Source organism: Caballeronia grimmiae (assembly GCF_000698555.1).
Lineage (GTDB): Bacteria > Pseudomonadota > Gammaproteobacteria > Burkholderiales > Burkholderiaceae > Caballeronia > Caballeronia grimmiae.
In genome coordinates this window covers 332279-352807 of record NZ_JFHE01000001.1, presented here as the reverse complement: position 1 = coordinate 352807, position 20529 = coordinate 332279, and the positions used below count along the sequence as shown (strand labels likewise).

Below are 20529 nucleotides of genomic sequence, written 5' to 3'. Positions count from 1 at the left end.
CGTTATCCTCAGGCAGCTTTTTGCGCCGGCGTATGCGGCAGGCCAAAGTCTTCGGGGAAATGATCGAGCGCGGACAGCACCGGGAACGGGGTCATGCCGCCCATCGCGCAGAGGGAGCCTGCGACCATCGTGTCGCAGAGTTCGCGCAGCAGCGTGATCTGTCTCACCGATGTATCGCCGTCGCGAATCTTCGCGATGACTTCCTCGCCGCGCGTGGAACCGATGCGGCAGGGCGTGCACTTGCCGCACGATTCGATGGCGCAGAAGTGCATCGCGTATTGCGCGAGTTCGGCGAGGTTCGAGGTGTCGTCGTGAATCACGAGACCGCCGTGGCCCACCACCGCGCCGACCTTCGCGTAGGCTTCGTAGTCGAGCGGAATGTCCCACTGGCTTTCCGGCAGGTACGTGCCGAGCGGACCGCCCACCTGCACCGCGCGCGCGGGACGGCCGCTTGCCGTGCCGCCGCCGTAGTCGTAGATGAGTTCGCGCAGCGTCACGCCGAACGCGAGTTCGACGAGACCGCCTTGCTTCACGTTGCCCGCGAGCTGGAACGGCAGCGTGCCGCGCGAACGGCCCATGCCGTAATCGCGATAGAAGGCCGCGCCCTTCGCGAAGATGATCGGAACCGTCGCGAGCGTAATGACGTTGTTGATGACCGTCGGCTTGCCGTACAAACCGACGAGCGCCGGCACCGGCGGCTTCGCGCGCACGATGCCGCGCTTGCCCTCGAGCGATTCGAGCAGCGCGGTTTCCTCGCCGCATACATACGAGCCCGCGCCTTTCGCCACGTAGAGATCGAACGCATGCGACGTGCCGAGGACGCTCGCGCCGAGCCATCCCGCTTCGCGCGCCTTGTCGATCGCGCGATTGAGCGTCGTGATCGAATGCGGATACTCGCTGCGCACGTAGATATAACCCTTGGTCGCACCCGTCGCCACGCCCGCGATGATCATGCCTTCGATCAGCATGTACGGATCGCTCTCCATCACGAGGCGGTCGGAGAACGTGCCGGAATCGCCTTCATCCGCGTTGCAGACGATGTACTTCTGACCGGCCAGCGCCGCGCGCACGGTCTTCCACTTGATGCCCGCCGGAAACGCCGCGCCGCCGCGCCCGCGCAGCCCCGAGTCGACGAGCGCTTCGCAGACGGCGTCGCCGTTCATGTCGAGCACGTTGCGCAAGCCTTGCAGGCCGCCGAGCGCGGTGTAATCGTCAATCGAAAGCGGGTCCGTGATGCCGATGCGCGCGAACGTCAGACGCTGCTGGTTTTTCAGATACGGAATCTCGTCGACGATGCCGACGTTCTTCGCATGGGCCGCGCCTTCGTAAAAGCGTGCATCGAAGAGGGCGGCGATTTCGTCTTCATCGACGTTCGCGTAACCGACGCGTCCCTGCTCCGTTTCGACTTCGACGAGCGGCTCCAGATAGAACAGCCCGCGCGATCCGTTACGCACGATCTGCACGTCGATGCCGCGTGTCTGCGCTTCATTCGCGATTGCCTGCGCGATGCGATCGGCGCCGAGCGCGAGCGCGGCGGAATCGCAGGGGACATAGATGCGCGTCATGCCGTCACCTCGGTCTTGTCCTTGGCCGCGCTGAACAAGCGATCGAATTTCTGCGGCGTCATCCTGGCGTGAATCTCGCCGTTGATCGTCATCGACGGCGACAGCGCGCACTGACCGAGGCAGTAGACCGATTCGAGTTCGGTGTCTTCGGCGTGACCGCTATCGAAGCGGCAGCCCGTATGGCCTTCGATGTGATCCTTCAGCGCCTCGGTGCCCATGCTGCGGCACGCCTCGGCGCGGCACAATTGCACGGTAACGCGCGCGGGCGGCTCGGAACGGAAGTGGTGGTAGTACGTGATCGTGCCGTGAACTTCGGCGCGCGACAGCGACAAGGCGCGCGCGAGCGGCTCGACAGTCTCCGGCGGCACGAAGCCGGTTTCGTCCTGGATGGCGTGCAGGATGGACATCAGGGTCGCGCCTTGCACGGCATGGCGACGCACGAGTTCCTCTGCGGCGACGGCGGATAGCGGTTGTCTCATGGGGCTCCTCCACACTCGGCATATGTTTTCTTGATGCATATTTCGATCATATAATCAGGGTCGCCGAGCCTGTGAAAGAACAATAGGCGTCGTGATATATCTTGGCAATAGGAAGGGGCAATGCATATGGTCGACATCGAATGCCGCGCCGAGCTCATCTTGCGGGACGTCGATGGCCGGGAAACCAGTCTCAGCGCGGTTGTGCCGCTTTTGCAGCTCGTCGCGCAGACAGGAAGCATTGCCAATGCGGCGAGCGCTAGGGGTTTGTCCTATCGTCATGCGTGGGGCCTGCTGCGCGAAATCGAGGCGCGGCTGGGCGGCGCGCTGATCACGAAGTCGCGCGGGCGCGGTTCCGTGCTGTCGGAACTGGGCGAATCGGTGCTGCGCGCGCAGCGCATGTGCGGCGACCGGCTCGAAGCGCCATTGCAGGCGGTCGCTAACGAGGTCGCCAAGGAACTGAACCGGCGGCTCGCGGGCGAGGTATCGGAGGTGCGCATTCACGCGTCGCACGGCTATGCGGTCGCGACGCTCGTGCGCGCGCTCGGCGAGCGGCGCGTGCCGGTGGACATCAAGTATCGGGAAAGCGCGGAGGCGGTGAGGGCGCTCGCGCGCAGCGAGTGCGAGCTGGCCGGTTTCCATCTGCCGATCGGCGAATTCCGCTCGGTCTGCGCGGATATCTATCGGCCCTATCTGGATACCAGGAAGCATCAGTTGATTCGCCTCACCCGGCGCACGCAGGGCCTCTTTCTCGCGAAGGGCAATCCGAAGCGCGTCTCCGGCCTGCGCGATCTCGCGCGCGACGACGTGCGCTTCGTGAACCGTCAGCCGGGCTCTGGCACGCGCATGCTGCTCGATCTGGCGCTGCGCGGCGTCGGCGTCGATCCGGACCAGATCAACGGCTATGCGTCGACCGAGCTCACGCACTCGGCGATCGCCGCGTTCGTCGCGAGCGGCATGGCGGATCTCGGCTTCGGCGTGCAGCCGGCCGCGCAGCACTTCGGGCTCGATTTCATTCCGATCATCGACGAGGATTATTTCTTCGCATGCGAGCGTGCGCGGCTCGACGAAGCGCGTCTCTCGACCGTGCTCGGCGTGTTGCGCAGCGAGGCGTTCAACCGCAGCGTCGCGCATCTCGGAGGCTACGATCCCGAGCAATGCGGCACGCTCGTCGATATCGACGAAGGCTTGCGCGGCTGAACGCGAAACGATCCGTAAGAGGAACGCGGGCAGCAAAGCGGGCTTGCGGCGGCGAATTGGGTTAACCTAACGGCTTGCTGTCGAGTTCCACTTTGTTGAGACGCGCGTTGCCGCGCGAATACCGCCATGAAATTCTCGTTGCTCGCTTCATTGTCGGCGTCGCTCGTCGCCGGCGCCATCTGTCTCGCGCCCGTTGCTTTTGCCCAGAATTCGCCGGGTCTGCCGGGCGGCGTGCTGCAGGAACAGTTCCGCCTCAACGAGCATCCGCAGATGCCGTTTGCCGCGTCCGCGCCGTCGGACAAGTATCAGCAAGGCACGTCCGCGATGCGTCGACGCGCCGATAACGGCGACCCCAACGGCTGCAACCTGAAGTGCCCGAAAGACGGCACGAACTAAAGCCCGGATGAATCGCGGCGCGTGCAATGCGCGCCGTCATCGGCTTCCATTCTTTCCCCTCGCTTTCTTCCGTTCCGTATGGCCATCCGCACGCAGCGTGTGCGCGTCACCTCATTGCGCGCGCAATGATTCAGGCGCGGACCGAAAAGCACTACGAGATGGCGGATGTGCGGCATGGCCTCGGCAGTACCTTAATCCGGGCGTGTCATTGCGGCTTTTGGCGGTGCGCGCGGTCGTTTTTCTTGCCGTCGAAAAATCACAAAAACACGAGTGCGCCGGCTGCCCGAAGACGCGGATATCGCGCGCGGGCGAGGCACGGGGGACGCGATGCCTTGGGCACGGCGCGTGGCTTCGAGCGCACTACGGACCATCCGAGGGACTGCAACCATGCGAATTCTGCAGGTCATACTTGCGCCCCGCCTGTCGGGGGCGGAGGTTCTTGCAAAGGGCGTCGCGATCGGGCATCAGCGCGACGGACACGATGTCTCCATCGCCTCGCTGATGCCGGAGCACGATGACTTCGCGCACATCAGCGCCGAGCTTCGCGCGCACGGCGTGTCGTGCATTTTCCCGGACAAGACGCCGGGCAAGCTCGGCCGCCTGCTGTTTCTCCATCGGGCGATCCGCACGTTCCGGCCGGACATCATCTTCGCGCACGCGACGATTCCCGCGCTCTACGTGCGTGCCTTGCCGACGCGCGTGCCGATCGTGTGGGTCATGCACTCCGGTGCGAACGACTTCGCCAACGCCGCGCTGATGCGTGCCGAGCGATTGCTGTCGAATCGGGCGAAGGCGGTGATCGGCGTGTCGCAGAAGAATATCGACGAGTACGTGAAGGAGATCGGCCTGCATCCGTCGATGATCGTCGTGCCCAACGGCGTCGACGTCTCCCGCTTCGCCGACGATGCCGGTCCGCGCGTGCCGGTCGCGTACAAGCAGATTGTGCAGGTGGGCCGCTACATTCCTGAGAAGAACCAGTTGCAGACGGTCGAAGCGTTCGCCCGCGTCGCGCGCGCCGATCCCGATGCGCGGCTCCTGCTGTGCGGCGTGATCGAAAACCTCGACTATCACAAGGCGGTCGTCGAACGCGTCGCGCAACTCGGACTGAACGATCGCGTGACGATCGACGGGCCGCAGACCAACGTCGCGCAGATTCTGCGTGCATCGGCCGTCTTCGCGATGCCTTCGAGCTTCGAGGCGCACAGCATCGGCTTTCTGGAGGCGCTCGCGTCCGGGATTCCGGTGGTGGGCAACGAGATCGCGTCGTTCGCATTCGCGGGCGGTTTCCCCGGCGTGCAACTGCTCGATACGAAGGATGCGGACGCTTACGGCCGGGCGCTGCTCCACGCGCTGACGCAGCCGCGCGCCAAGCGTCCGCTGCAAGGATTGACGTTGCAGAGTACCGCCGACCGTTACCTCGCGATTGCCCGCGATGTGCTGAACATGCGAGTGGGATTGAGCTAAACGGCGAGAGCTGGAAAGCCTGAACGCCGCCTTGATCGGGCGGCGTTTTGCTTTAGCGGCTCCAGTAAGCGAGCGTCTTCGTCCAGAGCGATTCCGAGAACAAGCCCGGCAGGTCGCCCCAGATTTGCACCGGCCCGAGACGGAACGACGTGTCGATGTCGTAGCCCGCCAGGCTCGGCGCGCCGCCCGTGAAATAGAACTCCTTGAGCAGCGCGTTCGCACGCCGGAACAGCATCAGCGTGGCGTGATTGTCGTGCTCGTTGCGGCGGATCAACGCGGGCATCGAATCGGCGTAGGACGTGTCGCGCAGCGTCGCCGTTTTCTGCGCGGGGCCGAAAACGCGACCGCCCTTGATCGTGAAGACGCGCGTACCCGAGGCATCGCCGCGCGGTTCGAGCACGGCGAGATCGTCGACGCCGTCGCCGTCGATATCGCCCGCCGCGACTTTCACCGATGCCGCGCGCAACTGCGGATACACATTCGTGCGATAGCGGGCGGTAAACGCGCTTCCCGTGCTCGCGAGCGGCGAGAGCGCGAGCGCGCCATCGACGTTCTCCATCGCGATGAGGCCCGCTTTCGGCGAGCCCGCCACGCGCGCCGGAAGAAAGCGCGCGCCGGCATCGAGTTCGCGGGCTTCGAGCCATAGCGCAGGCGGCGCGGCAGAATCGAGCATCCAGAGATCGAGGCCCGCGTCCTTGCGCTTCTGCGCGATGACGACATCGGCGCGGCCGTCGCCGTTGAAATCGCCCGCGATGTATTGCTGCGCGATGTCGGGCGTCCATGCGGCGCTCGTCTGCCGCCACAGGCGCGGCGCTTCGAAGTGCGTGCCCGCGCTTCGCAAGAGCCAGAACGCGGTGCCGCCATTGCGCGGCGTGACGACCATCAGATCGGCGCGGCCGTCGCCATCGAAATCGGCAAGCAGGAAGCGGGCGCTGTCGAAGCACAGCGTATCGCCCTGGCACGTGGGCGCGGTCGCTTTGGGATCGAACGGCACGGCATTCAGATACCAGGGCGCGGCCTGATCGATGCGCGACATCTCCGCGACCCAAACATTGAAGCCGGGGCCGTCCTTGCGGCGCTGGACGTAGACGGTGCTGTCGCGGCCCGCGCCGCGCACGTCGCCATAAAGCGCGCCTTCCTGGCGCGTATCGGTCCACACGGTCTGCGGCGACGGCGACCAGCGGTATTCGGCGGTCAGGAGCGAGCATCGGCCCGCGGTGAGCGTGCCGTTCTTCTCGCCAAGGCAATGGTTGAGCGGCGTGTAGACGAAGCCGAAGTCCCACGGCGTCCATCGTTGCGCTGCGCTTTTTGCGTCGCATGCTTCTTCGACAAGCCCCGAGTCGCGCTCGGCGATGCACGCTCGCGTCGATGCGTTGACGAGCAGCGCATCGTTCTTCTCGCCGGGCGTCGCGGGCAATTGCTTCCAGAACCAGTTCTGCGATGCATCGCCCGAACATGCGCCAAGGCGCGGCGCGTTGCCCGCGCCGCCGGACGCGAGGCATCGGCTGGAATACTCGTTGACGAGCTGGAACGGGCGCAACTGGAAGTCGGGGCCTGCGTCGCTGGTGCGGGCGGCGCTCCAGTAGCGGCGCGCGACCCAGTTGCCGTCCCACATGTATTCACCGAAGACGTGGCCCGCGTCGTTGCCATCGACCGCGAAATAGCTGCCGACGACATCGCGCTTGCGCAGCGTGTCGGCGGCGTCGAGGTTCTTCGGCAGGCCGCCGGTCGGATAGGTCACGTGGTAGCCGATCGGCAGGCTGCGCTTGAGGCCCTGTGCCGCCGTGCGGGTCATGCGCGCGGCGTAGATGTGGTCCGGATGCTCCATGAACGCGACGGTGTCGGGATTCAGCGTGTAGATCTCCGTGGCGTCGGCGAGGATCGCGCGCAGCGTCGCGATGAGCGATGCGCGATCGTAGCTGGTCGGGGCGGTGCCGTCCGCGTTCAGCGGGTAGGTGGTGAGCGTCTGGCCGCGATCCCATAGCAGGCCGAGCGGCACCTTGCCGCCGCGCACGCCGCCGCCGGGCAGGCGCAATTCGAGCAGCTTGACGCGCGGTTGCTGTGCAAGCACGAGTTGATGCACGGGCTTGCCGGCAAACGTGACCGTCGATTCGCGCCATTCGTCGGGAACGCCGGCCATGCGCGCATAGGCCAGTTTGGTGCCGGTCTCGCGCAGCAGCACGTAGTCGAACTTCGCGCCATTCGCGCCGCCGACGATGTGAACCGTCGTGATGCACCAGCCGGCGTCGAGCTTGTCGCTGATGCCGGGGTCCACGAAGAGGAGGTCGTCGTCGAGATGCGCGACCACGGTGATGAGCGTGCCGGCGTGGCAATCCGGCGATGCCGCTGCGGCGTGGGCCTGCACAGGAACGAAGAGGCTGAAGAAGGCGCACATCAACAACAAGCACGCCGATTCTAACCATGTAGTCCTGATGCCTCTGCGCATGCTTTCCCCGTGTTTGCGCGACCGCGCAAGCTGATTCGAACGATAAAGCAGAAGATTGCCGCGCGTTGGCCGATCGGGTCGGTGCCCGAGCGAACATGTATGAAGGATGCGCGGGAGGCTCGATCGACGGGGGGCGCGACGGGCGAAAAAAAGCCTCGCCCGAAGGCGAGGCCAAGTACTTGGAATGACTCTTCGTCCGCAGAAGGTCAAAGGGTTAGCCGCTCAGCGGACGAACAGCGAGGGAAGGGTAGGCGGGATGCCGGAGCGCGGATGTAGGACGCATCCGAGAAACCGGTTTCCAGCCAGAAATGGTTGACTGCGGTCAACAAAGAAATGTTGGCGTCCGCTTGACCGAACGCAAGAGCAGATAGTTGGCGGAAGGCAATTATCGGATCGGTCCGATTCGAGCGACGCGCCGGAGCCTCTATTCTCTCGCCGTAGTTCACGTCGTCTCTGCCGTGACTATGTCTCTAAAGGATGTTTGCCCCGCCCCGTGCGGGGCTTTTTTTCGCGCCTTGCAAACGTCCGGCCCACAGCAGTGCAGGACGACAAAAAGAAAAAACCCGCGACGCTTGCGCTGTCGCGGGTTTTGAAACGGGGTGGTGGAGGCGGCGGGAATCGAACCCGCGTCCAGAAGCGATCTACGACCAGTTCTACATACTTAGTTCTGTCTTTTGATTTAGCCGCAACGACGCGGACGAACACGCTGCGTTACGGCGATTCACTAAATTTTCGACTTTGGCGTCGTGACGCCACCAAAGCTTAACTGACGTATATGACCTCTCGCGGTATTGCTACCCTAGCCCGTCAGTGAACTAGTGAGAGGACGGCGGCCCTTAGGCTGCCAGTGCGAACGTATCGTCGTTTGCAGTTACGATTTTCCCATTGATTAACGAGGTGACGGGTCCTCGGTATGCCCTGACCGCTTCACAACCCCTGTCGAAACCAGGTCGCCCCCAAAGCGGAACTTTCATTATCCCACGAAAAGCCATATGAGGCGAACGGCCCCGTTTTCAAGAGGCGGCCGTGCCTGCGTTACGCGATGTCGCGCAGCAGATGCTGCAACTCCGCAGGGGTATCGACGACATGGTTCGCGTGCCACCGGCGCGGCGGGATATCGTCGCCGCAATAGCCGTAGGCGGCCGCCACCGTGATCATTCCCGCCGCGAACCCCGCCTGTACGTCGCGCAGGTCATCGCCTACATAGACGATGCGTTCCGGCGCGACATCGAGCAGCTCGGCCGCATGCAGCAGCGGCGCGGGATGCGGCTTCGAATGGGGCGTCGTGTCCCCGCAGACGAGGCAGGCTGCCCGCGTGTCGAGACCCAGCAGCGCGACGAGCGGCGCCGCGAGCCGCGTCACCTTGTTCGTCACGATGCCCCAGCGCACCCCGCGCGCGTCGAGCTGATCCAGCAATTCCGCGATGCCCGGAAACAGCGTCGTTTCGATGCACAGATCGGCTTCGTAGTTGGCGAGAAACTCCTCGCGCATCGATGGAAACTCGTGATGTTCCGGCCCGATATCAAACGCGCCGCCAAGCAGCCCGCGCGCGCCCGCCGACGCATACGGCCGCAGCATTTCCAGCGGACGCATTTCCAGTCCGCGGTCGTGCCGCATCTTGTTGACCGCCGCCACGAGGTCGGGCGCGGTATCGGCGATGGTGCCGTCGAGGTCGAACAGCACCGCCTGGCAAAGACCGAGCGAGTTGCCTTCGGCGGCCCGCTGGGGCAGGGGAGTCGGATCGTCGGGCAAGGGCTTCGTCTGCACGACGCCCGTTTCGTCCTGGTCTTCTTGATTCATCGTGTCACGCTTCCCGGCGGCAAGCCATCATGTAGTTGATGCTCGTGTCGTTGGACAGGCCAAAGTGCCTCGAGATCGGCCGGTAGGTGATGCCCTTGATGTCGACGGGCAAGAGCGAAGCCATGCGCGCGTACGACGCCAGTTCGGACGGCTTGATGAAGCGCGCGTAATCGTGCGTGCCGCGCGGCAGCATCCGCGCGATGTATTCCGCGCCGATTACCGCGAACAGATACGCCTTCGCGTTGCGGTTGAGGGTGGAGAAAAACACCCAGCCGCCCGGCTTCACGAGCGCCGCGCACGCGGCAACGGTGCCCGCCGGATTCGGTACGTGCTCGAGCATTTCCGTGCAGGTCACGACGTCATACGAGGCCGGCTCGCGCGCCGCCAGCGCTTCGGCGGAAATCTCTTCGTAGGCGACTTCGACGCCGCTCTCCAGACTATGCAAATCCGCGACGCCCAATGCGTTCGACGACAGATCGATGCCCTTTACCGTCGCGCCGCGCGTGGCCATCGACTCCGACAGGATGCCGCCCCCGCAACCGATGTCCAGGACACGCTTGCCCATGAGGTGCGCGTGATCGTCGATCCACGCGAGCCGCACCGGGTTGAGTTCGTGCAGCGGTTTGAACTCCGCGTTCGGGTCCCACCAGCGATGCGCCAACTCGCTGAATTTCTGTAGTTCGTGGGGATCGACATTGGTCATGAGAGAAAACCTTTGCTAAGTCGTGAATCAGTTAGACCGAGTATATAGGCGCTCATTGAGGCGGGCAAAAGGCGCAACGGGCGATGCGACCGGCATTTGGCACGAAATTCGGTCGATCCGGGCGATTCAGGCATAAAAAAACCCCCGCCGAGGCGGGGGTTCGATCTGCGGCAATCCGACAGCTTACTGCTGCGGCTGACGCGTCGTGCCAACAACTTCGACTTCCACGCGACGATCCGGTGCGAGGCAGGCGATGAGTTGCTTGCGATTCTTCTGGTTGCACGAACCCTTCGTGACCGGGTCGCGCTTGCCCTTGCCTTCCGTGTAGATACGGTTGGCTTCGATGCCCTTGCTGACCAGGTAAGCCTTCACAGCTTGCGCACGGCGCAGCGACAGACGATCGTTGTACTTGTCCGAACCGATGCGGTCGGTGTAGCCGGTAGCGACCACGACTTCCAGGTTCAGCGCGCCGATCTTCGATGCGAGATCGTCCAGCGCGGTCTTGCCAGCCGGCTTCAGAACTGCCTTGTCGAAGTCGAACAGAGCGTCGGCCTGATACGTGACCTTCTGCGTCGTGATTTGCGGAGCCGGTGCGACCGGCGGAGCGACTGCCGGAGCCGGCGCTTGCGCGACCAGTGCACCGTCGCACTTTGCGTTAGCCGTTGCCGGCGTCCAGAACGCATCGCGCCAGCACAGCTCGTTCGTGCCGTTCATCCACACATACTCGCCCGTGCCATTCACCCAGTTGTCATTGACGGCTTGTCGCGAGGCCGGCACCGACTGTGCCGAGGCCGATGCAGCCATAACTGCGGTAGCTGCAATGAACGCGAGCTTTGAAAGTTTATTCATATTTCTCCTCTCGAAATTGAGATTACCGCAGGTTTACTGCGAGCCTGTAGACAAAGACAAGTCATACATTGCTCGAAGTATAACATTCCCCGCGGAGCCAAACGCTGTGTGTAGACTTCGAGCAGTGTCTAACTTTGTGCGTTGGCATTTTGCCATATCGTTCCCTTGCAACGATAAAAATATCCCCGCACCCAGCCCGCTCGCAACCTTATGTGGTGCCTCCGCAACAAGAAAGGGACAGGAAGCTGCAGCCATCGGACAAGGCGCTGCGGTTGCGCATTCGGCGTGCCCGAAACGCGTTTTCCATCCCCGTCGTTGCGGCTGACTCTGCAGGCAGAAACAGTTGAGGCGGCATGATAGCCCGCGCGCGTGACGAAATGCCTGAAAACGTTCCGCGGTTTTTGTAAGTAATTGGTACGAAGCGGCGCACCTTTCGTGCAGGAGCAGGGCGCTGCCGGGCAACTGTATGTATACGCGACGCGCCGGGCGCAAATTTCCCGCATGGTAGAATCTGCTGATGCGCTGCGTTCGCGGCGCCGCAGCGTACGTCGGCTGCGCGCCTGCCCGGCGTGCGCCGCGCGGCCGGCGGATGGGTGTCGTGAGGTCGACGAGCGCGCTGCCGTGTCGCTGCTGCACAGTTCAAGACACGGATAATGGATCAATTCGCCAAAGAGACTCTGCCAATCTCCCTCGAGGAGGAAATGCGCCGTTCGTATCTCGATTACGCGATGAGCGTAATCGTCGGGCGTGCGCTTCCCGATGTCCGCGATGGCCTGAAACCGGTGCATCGCCGGGCGCTGTACTCGATGCACGAACTGAACAACGACTGGAATCGCCCGTACAAGAAGTCGGCGCGTATCGTCGGGGACGTGATCGGTAAGTACCATCCCCATGGCGACGCGTCGGTGTACGAGACGATCGTTCGCATGGCGCAGCCGTTCTCGCTGCGCTACATGCTGGTGGACGGTCAGGGCAACTTCGGTTCCGTCGACGGCGACAACGCCGCGGCCATGCGTTACACCGAAATCCGCATGGCGAAGATCGGCCACGAACTGCTGGCCGACATCGACAAGGAAACCGTCGACTTCGGCCCGAACTACGACGGCAGCGAAAGCGAGCCGCTCGTCATGCCGGCGCGTATTCCCAACCTGCTCATCAATGGCTCGGCTGGTATCGCGGTCGGCATGGCGACGAACATTCCGCCGCACAACCTGCGCGAAATCGTCGATGCCTGCCTGCATCTGCTGAACACCCCTGACGCGACAGTCGACGAACTGATCGAAATCGTCCCCGCGCCGGACTTTCCGACGGCCGGCATCATTTATGGCGTCGCGGGCGTGCGCGACGGCTATCGCACCGGGCGCGGGCGCGTCGTCATGCGCGCGGCCACGCACTTCGAAGAGATCGATCGCGGGCAGCGCATGGCGATCATCGTCGACGAGATTCCGTATCAGGTGAACAAGCGCACGCTGCTCGAGCGCATCGCCGAACTCGTCAACGAGAAGAAGATCGAGGGCATCTCCGACATTCGCGACGAATCCGACAAGAGCGGCATGCGCGTCGTGATCGAGCTAAAGCGCGGGGAAGTGCCGGAAGTCGTGCTGAACAATCTGTACAAGCAGACGCAGCTTCAGGACACCTTCGGCATGAATCTGGTCGCGCTCGTCGACGGCCAGCCCAAGCTGCTGAATCTGAAGGAAATGCTGGAGTGCTTCCTGTCGCACCGGCGGGAAGTGCTGACGCGGCGCACCGTGTTCGAACTGCGCAAGGCGCGCGACCGCGGGCACGTGCTCGAAGGTCTGGCCGTGGCGCTTGCGAACATCGACGAATTCATCGCGATCATCAAGGCCGCGCCGACGCCGCCTATCGCCAAGCAGGAATTGATGAACCGTCCGTGGGACTCGTCGCTCGTGCGCGAAATGCTCACGCGTGCGGAAACCGAGGCTTCGGGCGGGCGTATCGCGTATCGGCCGGAAGGGCTGAATCCGGCGTACGGTCTGCAGGAAGACGGCCTCTACAAGCTGTCCGACGTCCAGGCGCAGGAAATTCTCCAGATGCGCCTGCAACGCCTGACCGGTCTCGAACAGGACAAGATCGTCGGCGAGTATCGCGACGTGATGGCGCAGATCGCCGACCTGCTCGACATCCTCGCGCGGCCTGAGCGTATCCGTCAGATGATTGTCGACGAACTCGGCCAGATCCGCACGGAATTCGGCGACGAACGCCGCTCGCGTATCGAGATGAACGCGACCGAGCTGAACACCGAAGACCTGATTACGCCGCAGGAAATGGTCGTGACCATGTCGCACGCGGGCTACGTGAAGTCGCAGCCGCTGTCCGAATATCGCGCGCAAAAACGCGGCGGTCGCGGCAAGCAGGCCACGCAGATGAAGGAAGACGACCTGATCGACACGCTGTTCATCGCGAACACGCACGATCACATGCTGTGCTTCTCGAACCGTGGCCGCGTCTACTGGATCAAGGTCTACGAAGTGCCGCAGGGTTCCCGTAACTCGCGCGGCCGGCCGATCGTCAACATGTTCCCGCTGCAGGACGGCGAGAAGATCAACGTCGTGCTGCCGATCAAGGAATTCTCGGCGGACAAGTACGTGTTCATGGCGACGTCGCTCGGCACCGTCAAGAAGACGCCGCTCGAAGCGTTCAGCCGTCCGTTGAAGAAGGGCATCATTGCGGTCGATCTCGACGAGGGCGATTACCTCGTCGGCGCGGCGATCACCGATGGCGCGCACGACGTCATGCTGTTCTCGGATGCAGGCAAGGCCGTCCGCTTTGACGAAAACGATGTCCGTGCGATGGGCCGCGGCGCGCGCGGCGTGCGCGGCATGCAGCTCGAGGACGGGCAGCAGGTCATCGCGCTGCTGGTCGCGGGCGGCGAAACGCAGTCGGTGCTGACCGCAACGGAGAACGGCTTCGGCAAGCGCACGCCGATTCACGAGTACACGCGCCATGGCCGCGGCACGAAGGGCATGATCGCGATCCAGACTTCCGAGCGCAACGGCAGGGTCGTCGCGGCGACGCTCGTCGAACCAGAAAGCGAGATCATGCTGATCACCACGGCGGGGGTTCTCATCCGCACGCGCGTGTCCGAGATCCGCGAAATGGGCCGCGCAACCCAAGGTGTTACACTCATCAGCCTTGACGAAGGGACGAAGTTGTCGGGACTGCAGCATATCGCCGAGGCCGAAGCTGATGCCGAACTCGACGAAGCGGATGCAGCCGCGAACGGCTCCACGTCCACGCCGGACGATGCGGAAAACGGAGAAGGCGGCGAAAGTGGTGAAAGCGCCTGATATTTTTTGTGTCGCCGGTTTCTCGTTATCGCTTTTGAAAGCCTGAATTGGTTAAGCTGCGCGACGTGAGCTTCATGCCGGCGCTGCGCTTCGTTTCTTTTCGAAGCGAGCGCCGAGCGCATAGGGATGTGCAAAGCTCGTCGCCGGTGCTGAACTGAATATTTTTTACAGGGAGTAATGATGCAAGGACGTTTCAAGCAGTGGATGTTGCTGGCCGCTTTCGTGCCGACTTTCGCGATGGCTCAGTCGCTTCAGAACCAGGCGCCGAACCAGACGGCGGCGCCGGCTGCCGCAGCAGCACCGGTTGATCCGGCCAAGCAAGCCGCGATCAAGGAGCTGCTCGACGCAATCGACGCACAGAAGCTCGTCGGCGCGATCGGCAACAGCGCGCAAATGCAGGCAAAGCAACTGGTTCCGGCGATCCTGTCGGACGCACTGTCGGAAAACAAGTCGCTGAACGACAAGCAGAAGCAAGCTGCTGTTCCGACGCTGCAGAAGAACGCAGTGCCGAAGCTGGTTGATTCGGCAGGTCAGGTTTTCGCAACGGATAACTTCCGCCAGGACGCCATGAAGGCTCAGTACGACGCGTATGCGAAGTACTACTCGACGGACGAAATCAAGGACCTGACGAACTTCTACAAGAGCACGACGGGCCGCAAGTTCATCCAGGTGCAGGATCAAGTTGGCCGCGACGTGGTCAACGGCCTGATGCAGAAGTACATGCCGCAAGCGATCAAGGCAACGCGTACGCAAGCCGATTCGGAAGTGGCAAGCGTCAAGCCCGCCAAGTAAGCACGGGCACGCAGTCCGCATAGATTCGCCAGCGAGGCATGCCGCCTCGCGCGTTGGCGGGTTTTCAGGACAATGCGATAATGGCTGTTTGCGTGAGAGCGCAAGCAGCCATTTCTTTTTCAGGCGCGACGAACGAGACCACGTCTCTTCGCCAGTCCGTATTCTCGGCAGCGCCTGCCAATCGGGACCCTTAGATGCGCGTGTTCAATTTCTCCGCCGGCCCGGCCGCGATGCCAGAAGAAGTGTTGAGGCAAGCCGCCGACGAAATGCTCGACTGGCAAGGCAGCGGCATGAGCGTGATGGAAATGAGCCACCGTGGCGCCGAATTCATGTCGATTCACGAGGCGGCGCTTACTGACCTGCGTGAATTGCTGAACGTGCCGGCCTCGCATCGCATTCTGTTTTTGCAGGGCGGCGGCATTGGCGAAAACGCCATCGTGCCGATGAACATGCTCGGCGCGAAGAAGACTGCCGACTTCCTCGTGACCGGTTCGTGGTCGACGAAATCGCTCAAGGAAGCGCACAAGTACTGCACGCCTCACATGGCCGCCACCGGCAAGACGGAGCAGGGCTTCACGCGCGTGCCGGGCATCGACGAATGGAAGCTGTCGGACGATCCCGCCTACGTGCATCTCTGCACGAACGAAACCATCGATGGCGTCGAAGCGTTCGATATCCCCGATCTCGGCGATATCCCGCTCGTCGCGGATGCGTCGTCGCATATTCTCTCGCGCCCGATGGACGTCGCCAAATACGGCGTGTTGTTCGGCGGCGCGCAGAAGAACATCGGCATGGCGGGGGTGACGGTGGTCATCGTGCGTGAGGACCTGCTGGACCGCGCGCTGGCCATCTGCCCGTCCGCCTTCGAATGGAAGACGGTCGCCGAAAACAATTCGATGTACAACACGCCGCCCACGTATGCGATCTACATCGCCGGGCTCGTCTTCAAGTGGCTGAAGAAGCAGGGCGGCTTGCAGGCGATCGAAGCGCGCAACGTCGAAAAGGCGAAGCTGCTCTACGACACCATCGATTCCAGCGATTTTTACGTCAACAAAGTCGAGCGGCAGAATCGCTCGCGCATGAATGTGCCGTTCTTCCTCGCCGATGAATCCCGCAACACAGACTTCCTGGCCGGCGCAAAGGCGCGCGGCCTTCTGCAACTGAAGGGCCACAAGTCCGTCGGCGGCATGCGGGCATCGATCTACAACGCGGTGCCGGTCGAGGGCGTACGGGCTCTCGTCGAATACATGAAGGAATTCGAGCGCGAATGCGCTTAACCCGCATCCGGACATCACAGCACCGCATGGACGACGACCTCAATACAAGACTCAAGCCACTGCGCGAGCGCATCGACGCGCTCGACGCGCAACTCATCGCTTTGCTGAATCAGCGCGCTTCGGTGGCGCTCGAAGTCGGCGAGGTGAAGAAGCATTTCAACGCGCCGGTGTTTCGTCCCGAGCGCGAGATGCAAGTGATCGCGCGGCTTCAGGAGATGAGCGACGGCCCGCTCGCGGCCGAGCACATCAGCGCCATCTGGCGCGAGATCATGGCGGCGAGCCGCTCGCTCGAGCAGACCATCCGCGCCGCCTTCCTCGGACCGGTCGGCACCTATAGCGAACAGGCGATGTTCGAGTACTTCGGTCATTCGATCGAAGGCTTGGCGTGTCCGTCGATCGACGAAGTGTTTCGCGCGGTCGAAGCGGGCGCGGCGCAGTACGGCGTGGTGCCGGTCGAGAATTCGGCGGAAGGCGCGGTGTCGCGCACGCTTGACTTGTTGCTGCAAACGCAATTGATGATCGGCGGCGAACTCGCCTTGCCGATCCATCACAACCTGCTGACCGCGTCCGGCACGCTCGACGGCGTGACGCGCGTCTGCGCGCATCCGCAGGCGATCGCGCAGTGCCAGCGCTGGCTGTCGACGAACGCACCGCGTCTCGAGCGGCAAGCCGTGTCGAGCAACGCGGAAGCGGCGCGCATCGCGGTGAATGATCCGACCGTCGCGGCCATCGCCGGCGATCGCGCGGCCACGCATTACGGGCTCGGCGTCGTCGCTCCGATGATCCAGGACGATCCGCACAATCGCACGCGCTTCGTCATCATCGGCAAGCAGCCGACCGATTCGAGCGGTCACGATCAGACTTCGCTCATCGTGTCGGTGGCGAACGAGCCGGGCGCCGTGTTCAAGCTGCTCGAACCGCTCGCGAAGCACGGCGTCTCGATGACGCGCTTCGAGTCGCGGCCCGCCCGCATCGGCACGTGGGAGTATTACTTCTATATCGATGTCGAAGGCCATCGCGACGATACCGCCGTGGCCGCCGCGCTCGATGAACTCGGACGCAAGGCTGCGTTCCTGAAGATTCTCGGGTCCTATCCGCGCGCCCGGTAAAATCCGCGCTTTCCGCCGTCCGATTGTCCCGCGTCCCCGCGACGCGTTTTCTCCGGTGTTCCGTGACCGAGTTCGCTTTCAACAAACTGGTTATCTTCGGTGTCGGCCTGATCGGCGGCTCGCTCGCGCGCGCGCTGCGTGAACGGGCGGGGCTTCACGGGCGCATCGTCGGCGTCGGGCGCTCGGCGCAGTCCGTCGCGCGCGCGCTCGAACTGGGCGTAATCGATGTAGCCGCCGCCTGCGACGACGCCGCCGCGCTCGCACGCGCCCTCGAAGGCGCAGACGTCGTCTTGCTTGCCGCGCCTGTCGCGCAGACGGAGCCGCTGCTCGCGCGCATCGCGCCGTTTCTCGACGCGCGGACCATCGTGACGGACGCCGGCAGCACGAAAAGCGATGTCGTCGCCGCGGCGCGCTCGGCGCTCGGCGCACGCGTCGCGCAATTCGTGCCGGGCCATCCGATCGCCGGACGCGAGTCGAGCGGTGTCGATGCCGCGCTGCCCGAGCTATACGTCGATCGCAATGTCGTGCTTTGTCCGCTCGATGAGAACGCGCCGGAAGCGGTCGAACGGATTGCGGCGATGTGGCGCGCGACCGGCGCCGCCGTGCACCGGATGAGCGAGTCCCAGCACGATCGCGTGTTCGCATCGGTGAGCCATCTGCCGCATGTGCTGTCGTTTGCGCTCGTCGAGCAGATTCTCGAAGCGCCGGACGCGCAGTTGAAGTTCTCGTTCGCGGCGGGCGGCTTCCGCGATTTCACGCGTATCGCGGCGTCCAGCCCCGAAATGTGGCGCGACGTCTGCATCGCCAACCGCACCGCACTGCTCGCCGAACTGGATGCCTATACCGATGTCCTTGCGCGTTTCCGCGCGGCCATCGACGCATCGGATGGCGCCGCGCTCGAAGCGGCGTTTGCGCGCTCGCGCGTCGCGCGACAGGAATGGCAGGAACGCGGCGGCACGCGGATTCCCGGCGATCCCGCGGCAAAGTAATCACACAGCAATCACACAGCAACGACATAGCGGCACACCCAGGACACACCATGGAACATCTCGATCTCGGACCTTTCGCTCGCGCGTCCGGCACGGTGCGGCTGCCCGGCTCGAAGAGCATTTCGAACCGCGTGCTGCTGCTGGCGGCACTGTCGGCGGACGACACCACGATCACCAATCTGCTCGATTCGGACGACACGCGCGTGATGCTCGCCGCGCTGGAGGCGCTCGGCGTCGTGCTGAAGCGCGATGGCGACCGCGTCATCGTGACCGGCACGGGCGGCGCGTTCCCGTCGAAGTCGGCGGAGCTGTTTCTCGGCAACGCGGGCACGGCGGTGCGCCCGCTCACGGCGGCGTTGGCGGTTAACGGCGGCGAATATCGCGTGCACGGCGTGCCGCGCATGCACGAGCGGCCCATCGGCGATCTCGTCGACGGCTTGCGTCAGATCGGCGCGTCGATCGACTACGAGCAGAACGACGGCTTTCCGCCGCTCAAGATTCACGCGTCGAAGATTGCCGTCGACAAGCCGATCCGCGTGCGCGGCGACGTATCGAGCCAGTTCCTCACCGCGCTCCTGATGAGCCTGCCCGTGATCGAAGGCCGCAGCGGGCCGGTCACCATCGAAGTGGAAGGCGAAGTGATTTCGAAGCCGTACATCGACATCACGATCCGGCTGATGGAACGCTTCGGCGTGGCGGTCGAACGCGACGGCTGGGCGCGCTTCACCGTGCCGGCCGGCGCGGGCTACCGGTCGCCGGGCGCGATCATGGTCGAGGGCGATGCGTCGTCGGCGTCGTACTTTCTGGCGGCTGGCGCGATCGGGCACGGGCCGGTGCGCGTCGAAGGCGTCGGACGGTCCAGCATTCAGGGCGACGTCGGGTTCGCGGATGCGCTCAATCGCATGGGCGCGAACGTGATGATGGGCGACGACTGGATCGAAGTGCGCGGCGTCGAATCGGAAGACGGCAAGCTCGCGCCCATCGACATGGACTTCAACCTGATCCCCGATGCAGCGATGACCATCGCGGTGGCCGCGCTGTTTGCGAGCGGCACGACGACGCTGCGCAACATCGCAAGCTGGCGCGTAAAGGAAACGGACCGCATCGCCGCGATGGCGACGGAGTTGCGCAAGGTCGGCGCGACGGTCGAAGAGGGCGCGGATTACCTCGTCGTCACGCCGCCCGCACGGCTCACGCCGAACGCCGCAATCGACACCTACGACGATCACCGCATGGCGATGTGCTTCTCGCTGGTCAGCCTCGGCGGCGTGCCGGTGCGGATCAACGATCCGAAGTGCGTCAACAAGACCTTCCCCGACTATTTCGACCGTTTCGCGACGCTCATCCGGACGTGAGCCGCGCAATGCATTCGACTCACTCCGCAACGACCGGCCGCAACGGCCACACGCAATGAAACCGACTCGCCCATTCGACCCCACTCCAGTTATCACCATCGACGGGCCGACGGCGTCGGGCAAAGGCACCGTCGCGGCGCTCGTCGCGGCCACGCTCGGCTTCCACCTGCTCGACAGCGGCGCGCTTTACCGGCTCGCGGCGCTGGCGAGCATCCGTTATGGCATTCACCAGGGCGACGCAGCCGCGCTTGCAAAACTGGTCGACGACCTGCACATCACCTTCCGCGAGGGCTGCGCACAGCTCGACGGCGTCGACGTATCGAGCGAAATCCGGGCGGAAGCGGTCGGCAATCGCGCGTCCGCGATCGCGGTTCATCCCGAAGTGCGGCAGGCGCTCGTCTCGCGCCAGCGGGCCTTCCGCAAGCGTCCCGGCCTCGTCGCGGACGGCCGCGACATGGGCACCGTGATCTTCCCGGACGGCACGCTTAAGGTCTTTCTTACCGCGAGCGTCGAGGCACGCGCGGCCAGGCGCTATAAGCAATTGATGCAAAAAGGCTTTTCTGCTAATATAGATGACTTGCTGCGCGATTTGCGCGAACGCGACGCCCGGGACACCAACCGTGCGGCCGCGCCGCTCAAGCCCGCAGCGGACGCGAAGACGCTGGATACGTCGAGTCTCTCCATCGACCAGGCGGTCGAGCAGATCATCGGCTGGTACAGCGAAATTCGCGTCTGATGGTGTCGTAACGAATCAGCAGTAACCGGTGGCGAGCAACGGCTGCCGGATAGCAAGGTGT

General features: G+C 63.8%; 16 protein-coding genes and 1 other RNA gene. 10 read left to right on the top strand and 7 right to left on the bottom strand.

Going from position 1 to position 20529, the window contains the following annotated elements; all coding sequences use genetic code 11:
* Positions 1 to 8 precede the first annotated feature (8 nt).
* Entirely contained in the window at positions 9 to 1565 is a 1557-nt protein-coding gene (locus BG57_RS01700) for a formate dehydrogenase beta subunit (RefSeq protein ID WP_035959697.1), read from the bottom strand.
* Positions 1562 to 2044, bottom strand: a complete 483-nt coding sequence (locus BG57_RS01695) for an NAD(P)H-dependent oxidoreductase subunit E (protein WP_035959696.1) — start codon at positions 2042 to 2044, stop codon at positions 1562 to 1564. The genes BG57_RS01700 and BG57_RS01695 overlap by 4 nt, the downstream gene beginning before the upstream one ends.
* Positions 2045 to 2170: 126 nt before the next feature.
* On the opposite strand from BG57_RS01695, the gene BG57_RS01690 reads away from it, so the two are divergent.
* From BG57_RS01690 to BG57_RS01680, 3 genes are all read left to right on the top strand, one after another.
* Entirely contained in the window at positions 2171 to 3241 is a 1071-nt protein-coding gene (locus BG57_RS01690) for a substrate-binding domain-containing protein (RefSeq protein WP_035959695.1), read from the top strand.
* A gap of 126 nt (positions 3242 to 3367) precedes the next feature.
* The gene (locus BG57_RS01685) at positions 3368 to 3637 is read left to right on the top strand and encodes a hypothetical protein (RefSeq protein ID WP_035959694.1); all 270 of its coding nucleotides are present in this window, start codon (positions 3368 to 3370) and stop codon (positions 3635 to 3637) included.
* A gap of 387 nt (positions 3638 to 4024) precedes the next feature.
* Complete coding sequence (locus BG57_RS01680; protein WP_035959692.1) at positions 4025 to 5101, top strand: glycosyltransferase family 4 protein; 1077 nt, start codon at positions 4025 to 4027, stop codon at positions 5099 to 5101.
* Positions 5102 to 5153: 52 nt separating this feature from the next.
* Here BG57_RS01680 and BG57_RS01675 read toward each other — a convergent pair whose 3' ends face one another.
* The 5 genes from BG57_RS01675 to ompA form a co-directional block, all read right to left on the bottom strand.
* On the bottom strand, positions 5154 to 7496 hold the full coding sequence (locus BG57_RS01675) for an FG-GAP-like repeat-containing protein (protein WP_052005555.1): 2343 nt from the start codon (positions 7494 to 7496) through the stop codon (positions 5154 to 5156).
* Between the two features lie 651 nt (positions 7497 to 8147).
* Positions 8148 to 8505: a transfer-messenger RNA gene (gene ssrA, locus BG57_RS31355) on the bottom strand.
* A gap of 77 nt (positions 8506 to 8582) precedes the next feature.
* A complete protein-coding gene (gph, locus tag BG57_RS01670; protein WP_052005554.1) occupies positions 8583 to 9347 on the bottom strand; it encodes a phosphoglycolate phosphatase in 765 nt (254 codons plus the stop codon).
* A gap of 4 nt (positions 9348 to 9351) precedes the next feature.
* Positions 9352 to 10050 carry a bifunctional 2-polyprenyl-6-hydroxyphenol methylase/3-demethylubiquinol 3-O-methyltransferase UbiG gene (gene ubiG, locus BG57_RS01665; RefSeq protein ID WP_035959691.1) on the bottom strand — a complete coding sequence of 233 codons (699 nt, stop codon included), beginning with the start codon at positions 10048 to 10050 and terminating at the stop codon, positions 9352 to 9354.
* 183 nt (positions 10051 to 10233) lie between these two features.
* Positions 10234 to 10899, bottom strand: coding sequence for an outer membrane protein OmpA (gene ompA / locus BG57_RS01660; RefSeq protein ID WP_035959690.1), 666 nt, complete (start codon positions 10897 to 10899; stop codon positions 10234 to 10236).
* A 653-nt stretch (positions 10900 to 11552) separates the two neighbouring features.
* Here ompA and gyrA point away from each other — a divergent pair.
* From gyrA to cmk, 7 genes are all read left to right on the top strand, one after another.
* Entirely contained in the window at positions 11553 to 14210 is a 2658-nt protein-coding gene (gene gyrA / locus BG57_RS01655) for a DNA gyrase subunit A (protein ID WP_035959689.1), read from the top strand.
* Positions 14211 to 14390: 180 nt separating this feature from the next.
* Positions 14391 to 15002 carry a DUF2059 domain-containing protein gene (locus tag BG57_RS01650; protein ID WP_035959863.1) on the top strand — a complete coding sequence of 204 codons (612 nt, stop codon included), beginning with the start codon at positions 14391 to 14393 and terminating at the stop codon, positions 15000 to 15002.
* A gap of 194 nt (positions 15003 to 15196) precedes the next feature.
* Complete coding sequence (gene serC / locus BG57_RS01645) at positions 15197 to 16279, top strand: 3-phosphoserine/phosphohydroxythreonine transaminase (RefSeq protein ID WP_035959688.1); 1083 nt, start codon at positions 15197 to 15199, stop codon at positions 16277 to 16279.
* Between the two features lie 26 nt (positions 16280 to 16305).
* A complete protein-coding gene (gene pheA, locus BG57_RS01640; RefSeq protein WP_035959687.1) occupies positions 16306 to 17388 on the top strand; it encodes a prephenate dehydratase in 1083 nt (360 codons plus the stop codon).
* Positions 17389 to 17450: 62 nt separating this feature from the next.
* Positions 17451 to 18377: a prephenate dehydrogenase gene (locus BG57_RS01635; RefSeq protein ID WP_035959686.1), complete on the top strand. Its 927-nt coding sequence runs from the start codon at positions 17451 to 17453 to the stop codon at positions 18375 to 18377.
* A gap of 50 nt (positions 18378 to 18427) precedes the next feature.
* Positions 18428 to 19732 (top strand): 3-phosphoshikimate 1-carboxyvinyltransferase, encoded by a 1305-nt coding sequence (gene aroA, locus BG57_RS01630; protein WP_035959684.1) that lies wholly within the window; start codon positions 18428 to 18430, stop codon positions 19730 to 19732.
* A gap of 55 nt (positions 19733 to 19787) precedes the next feature.
* A complete protein-coding gene (gene cmk, locus BG57_RS01625) occupies positions 19788 to 20468 on the top strand; it encodes a (d)CMP kinase (RefSeq protein ID WP_035959683.1) in 681 nt (226 codons plus the stop codon).
* Positions 20469 to 20529: the final 61 nt, after the last annotated feature.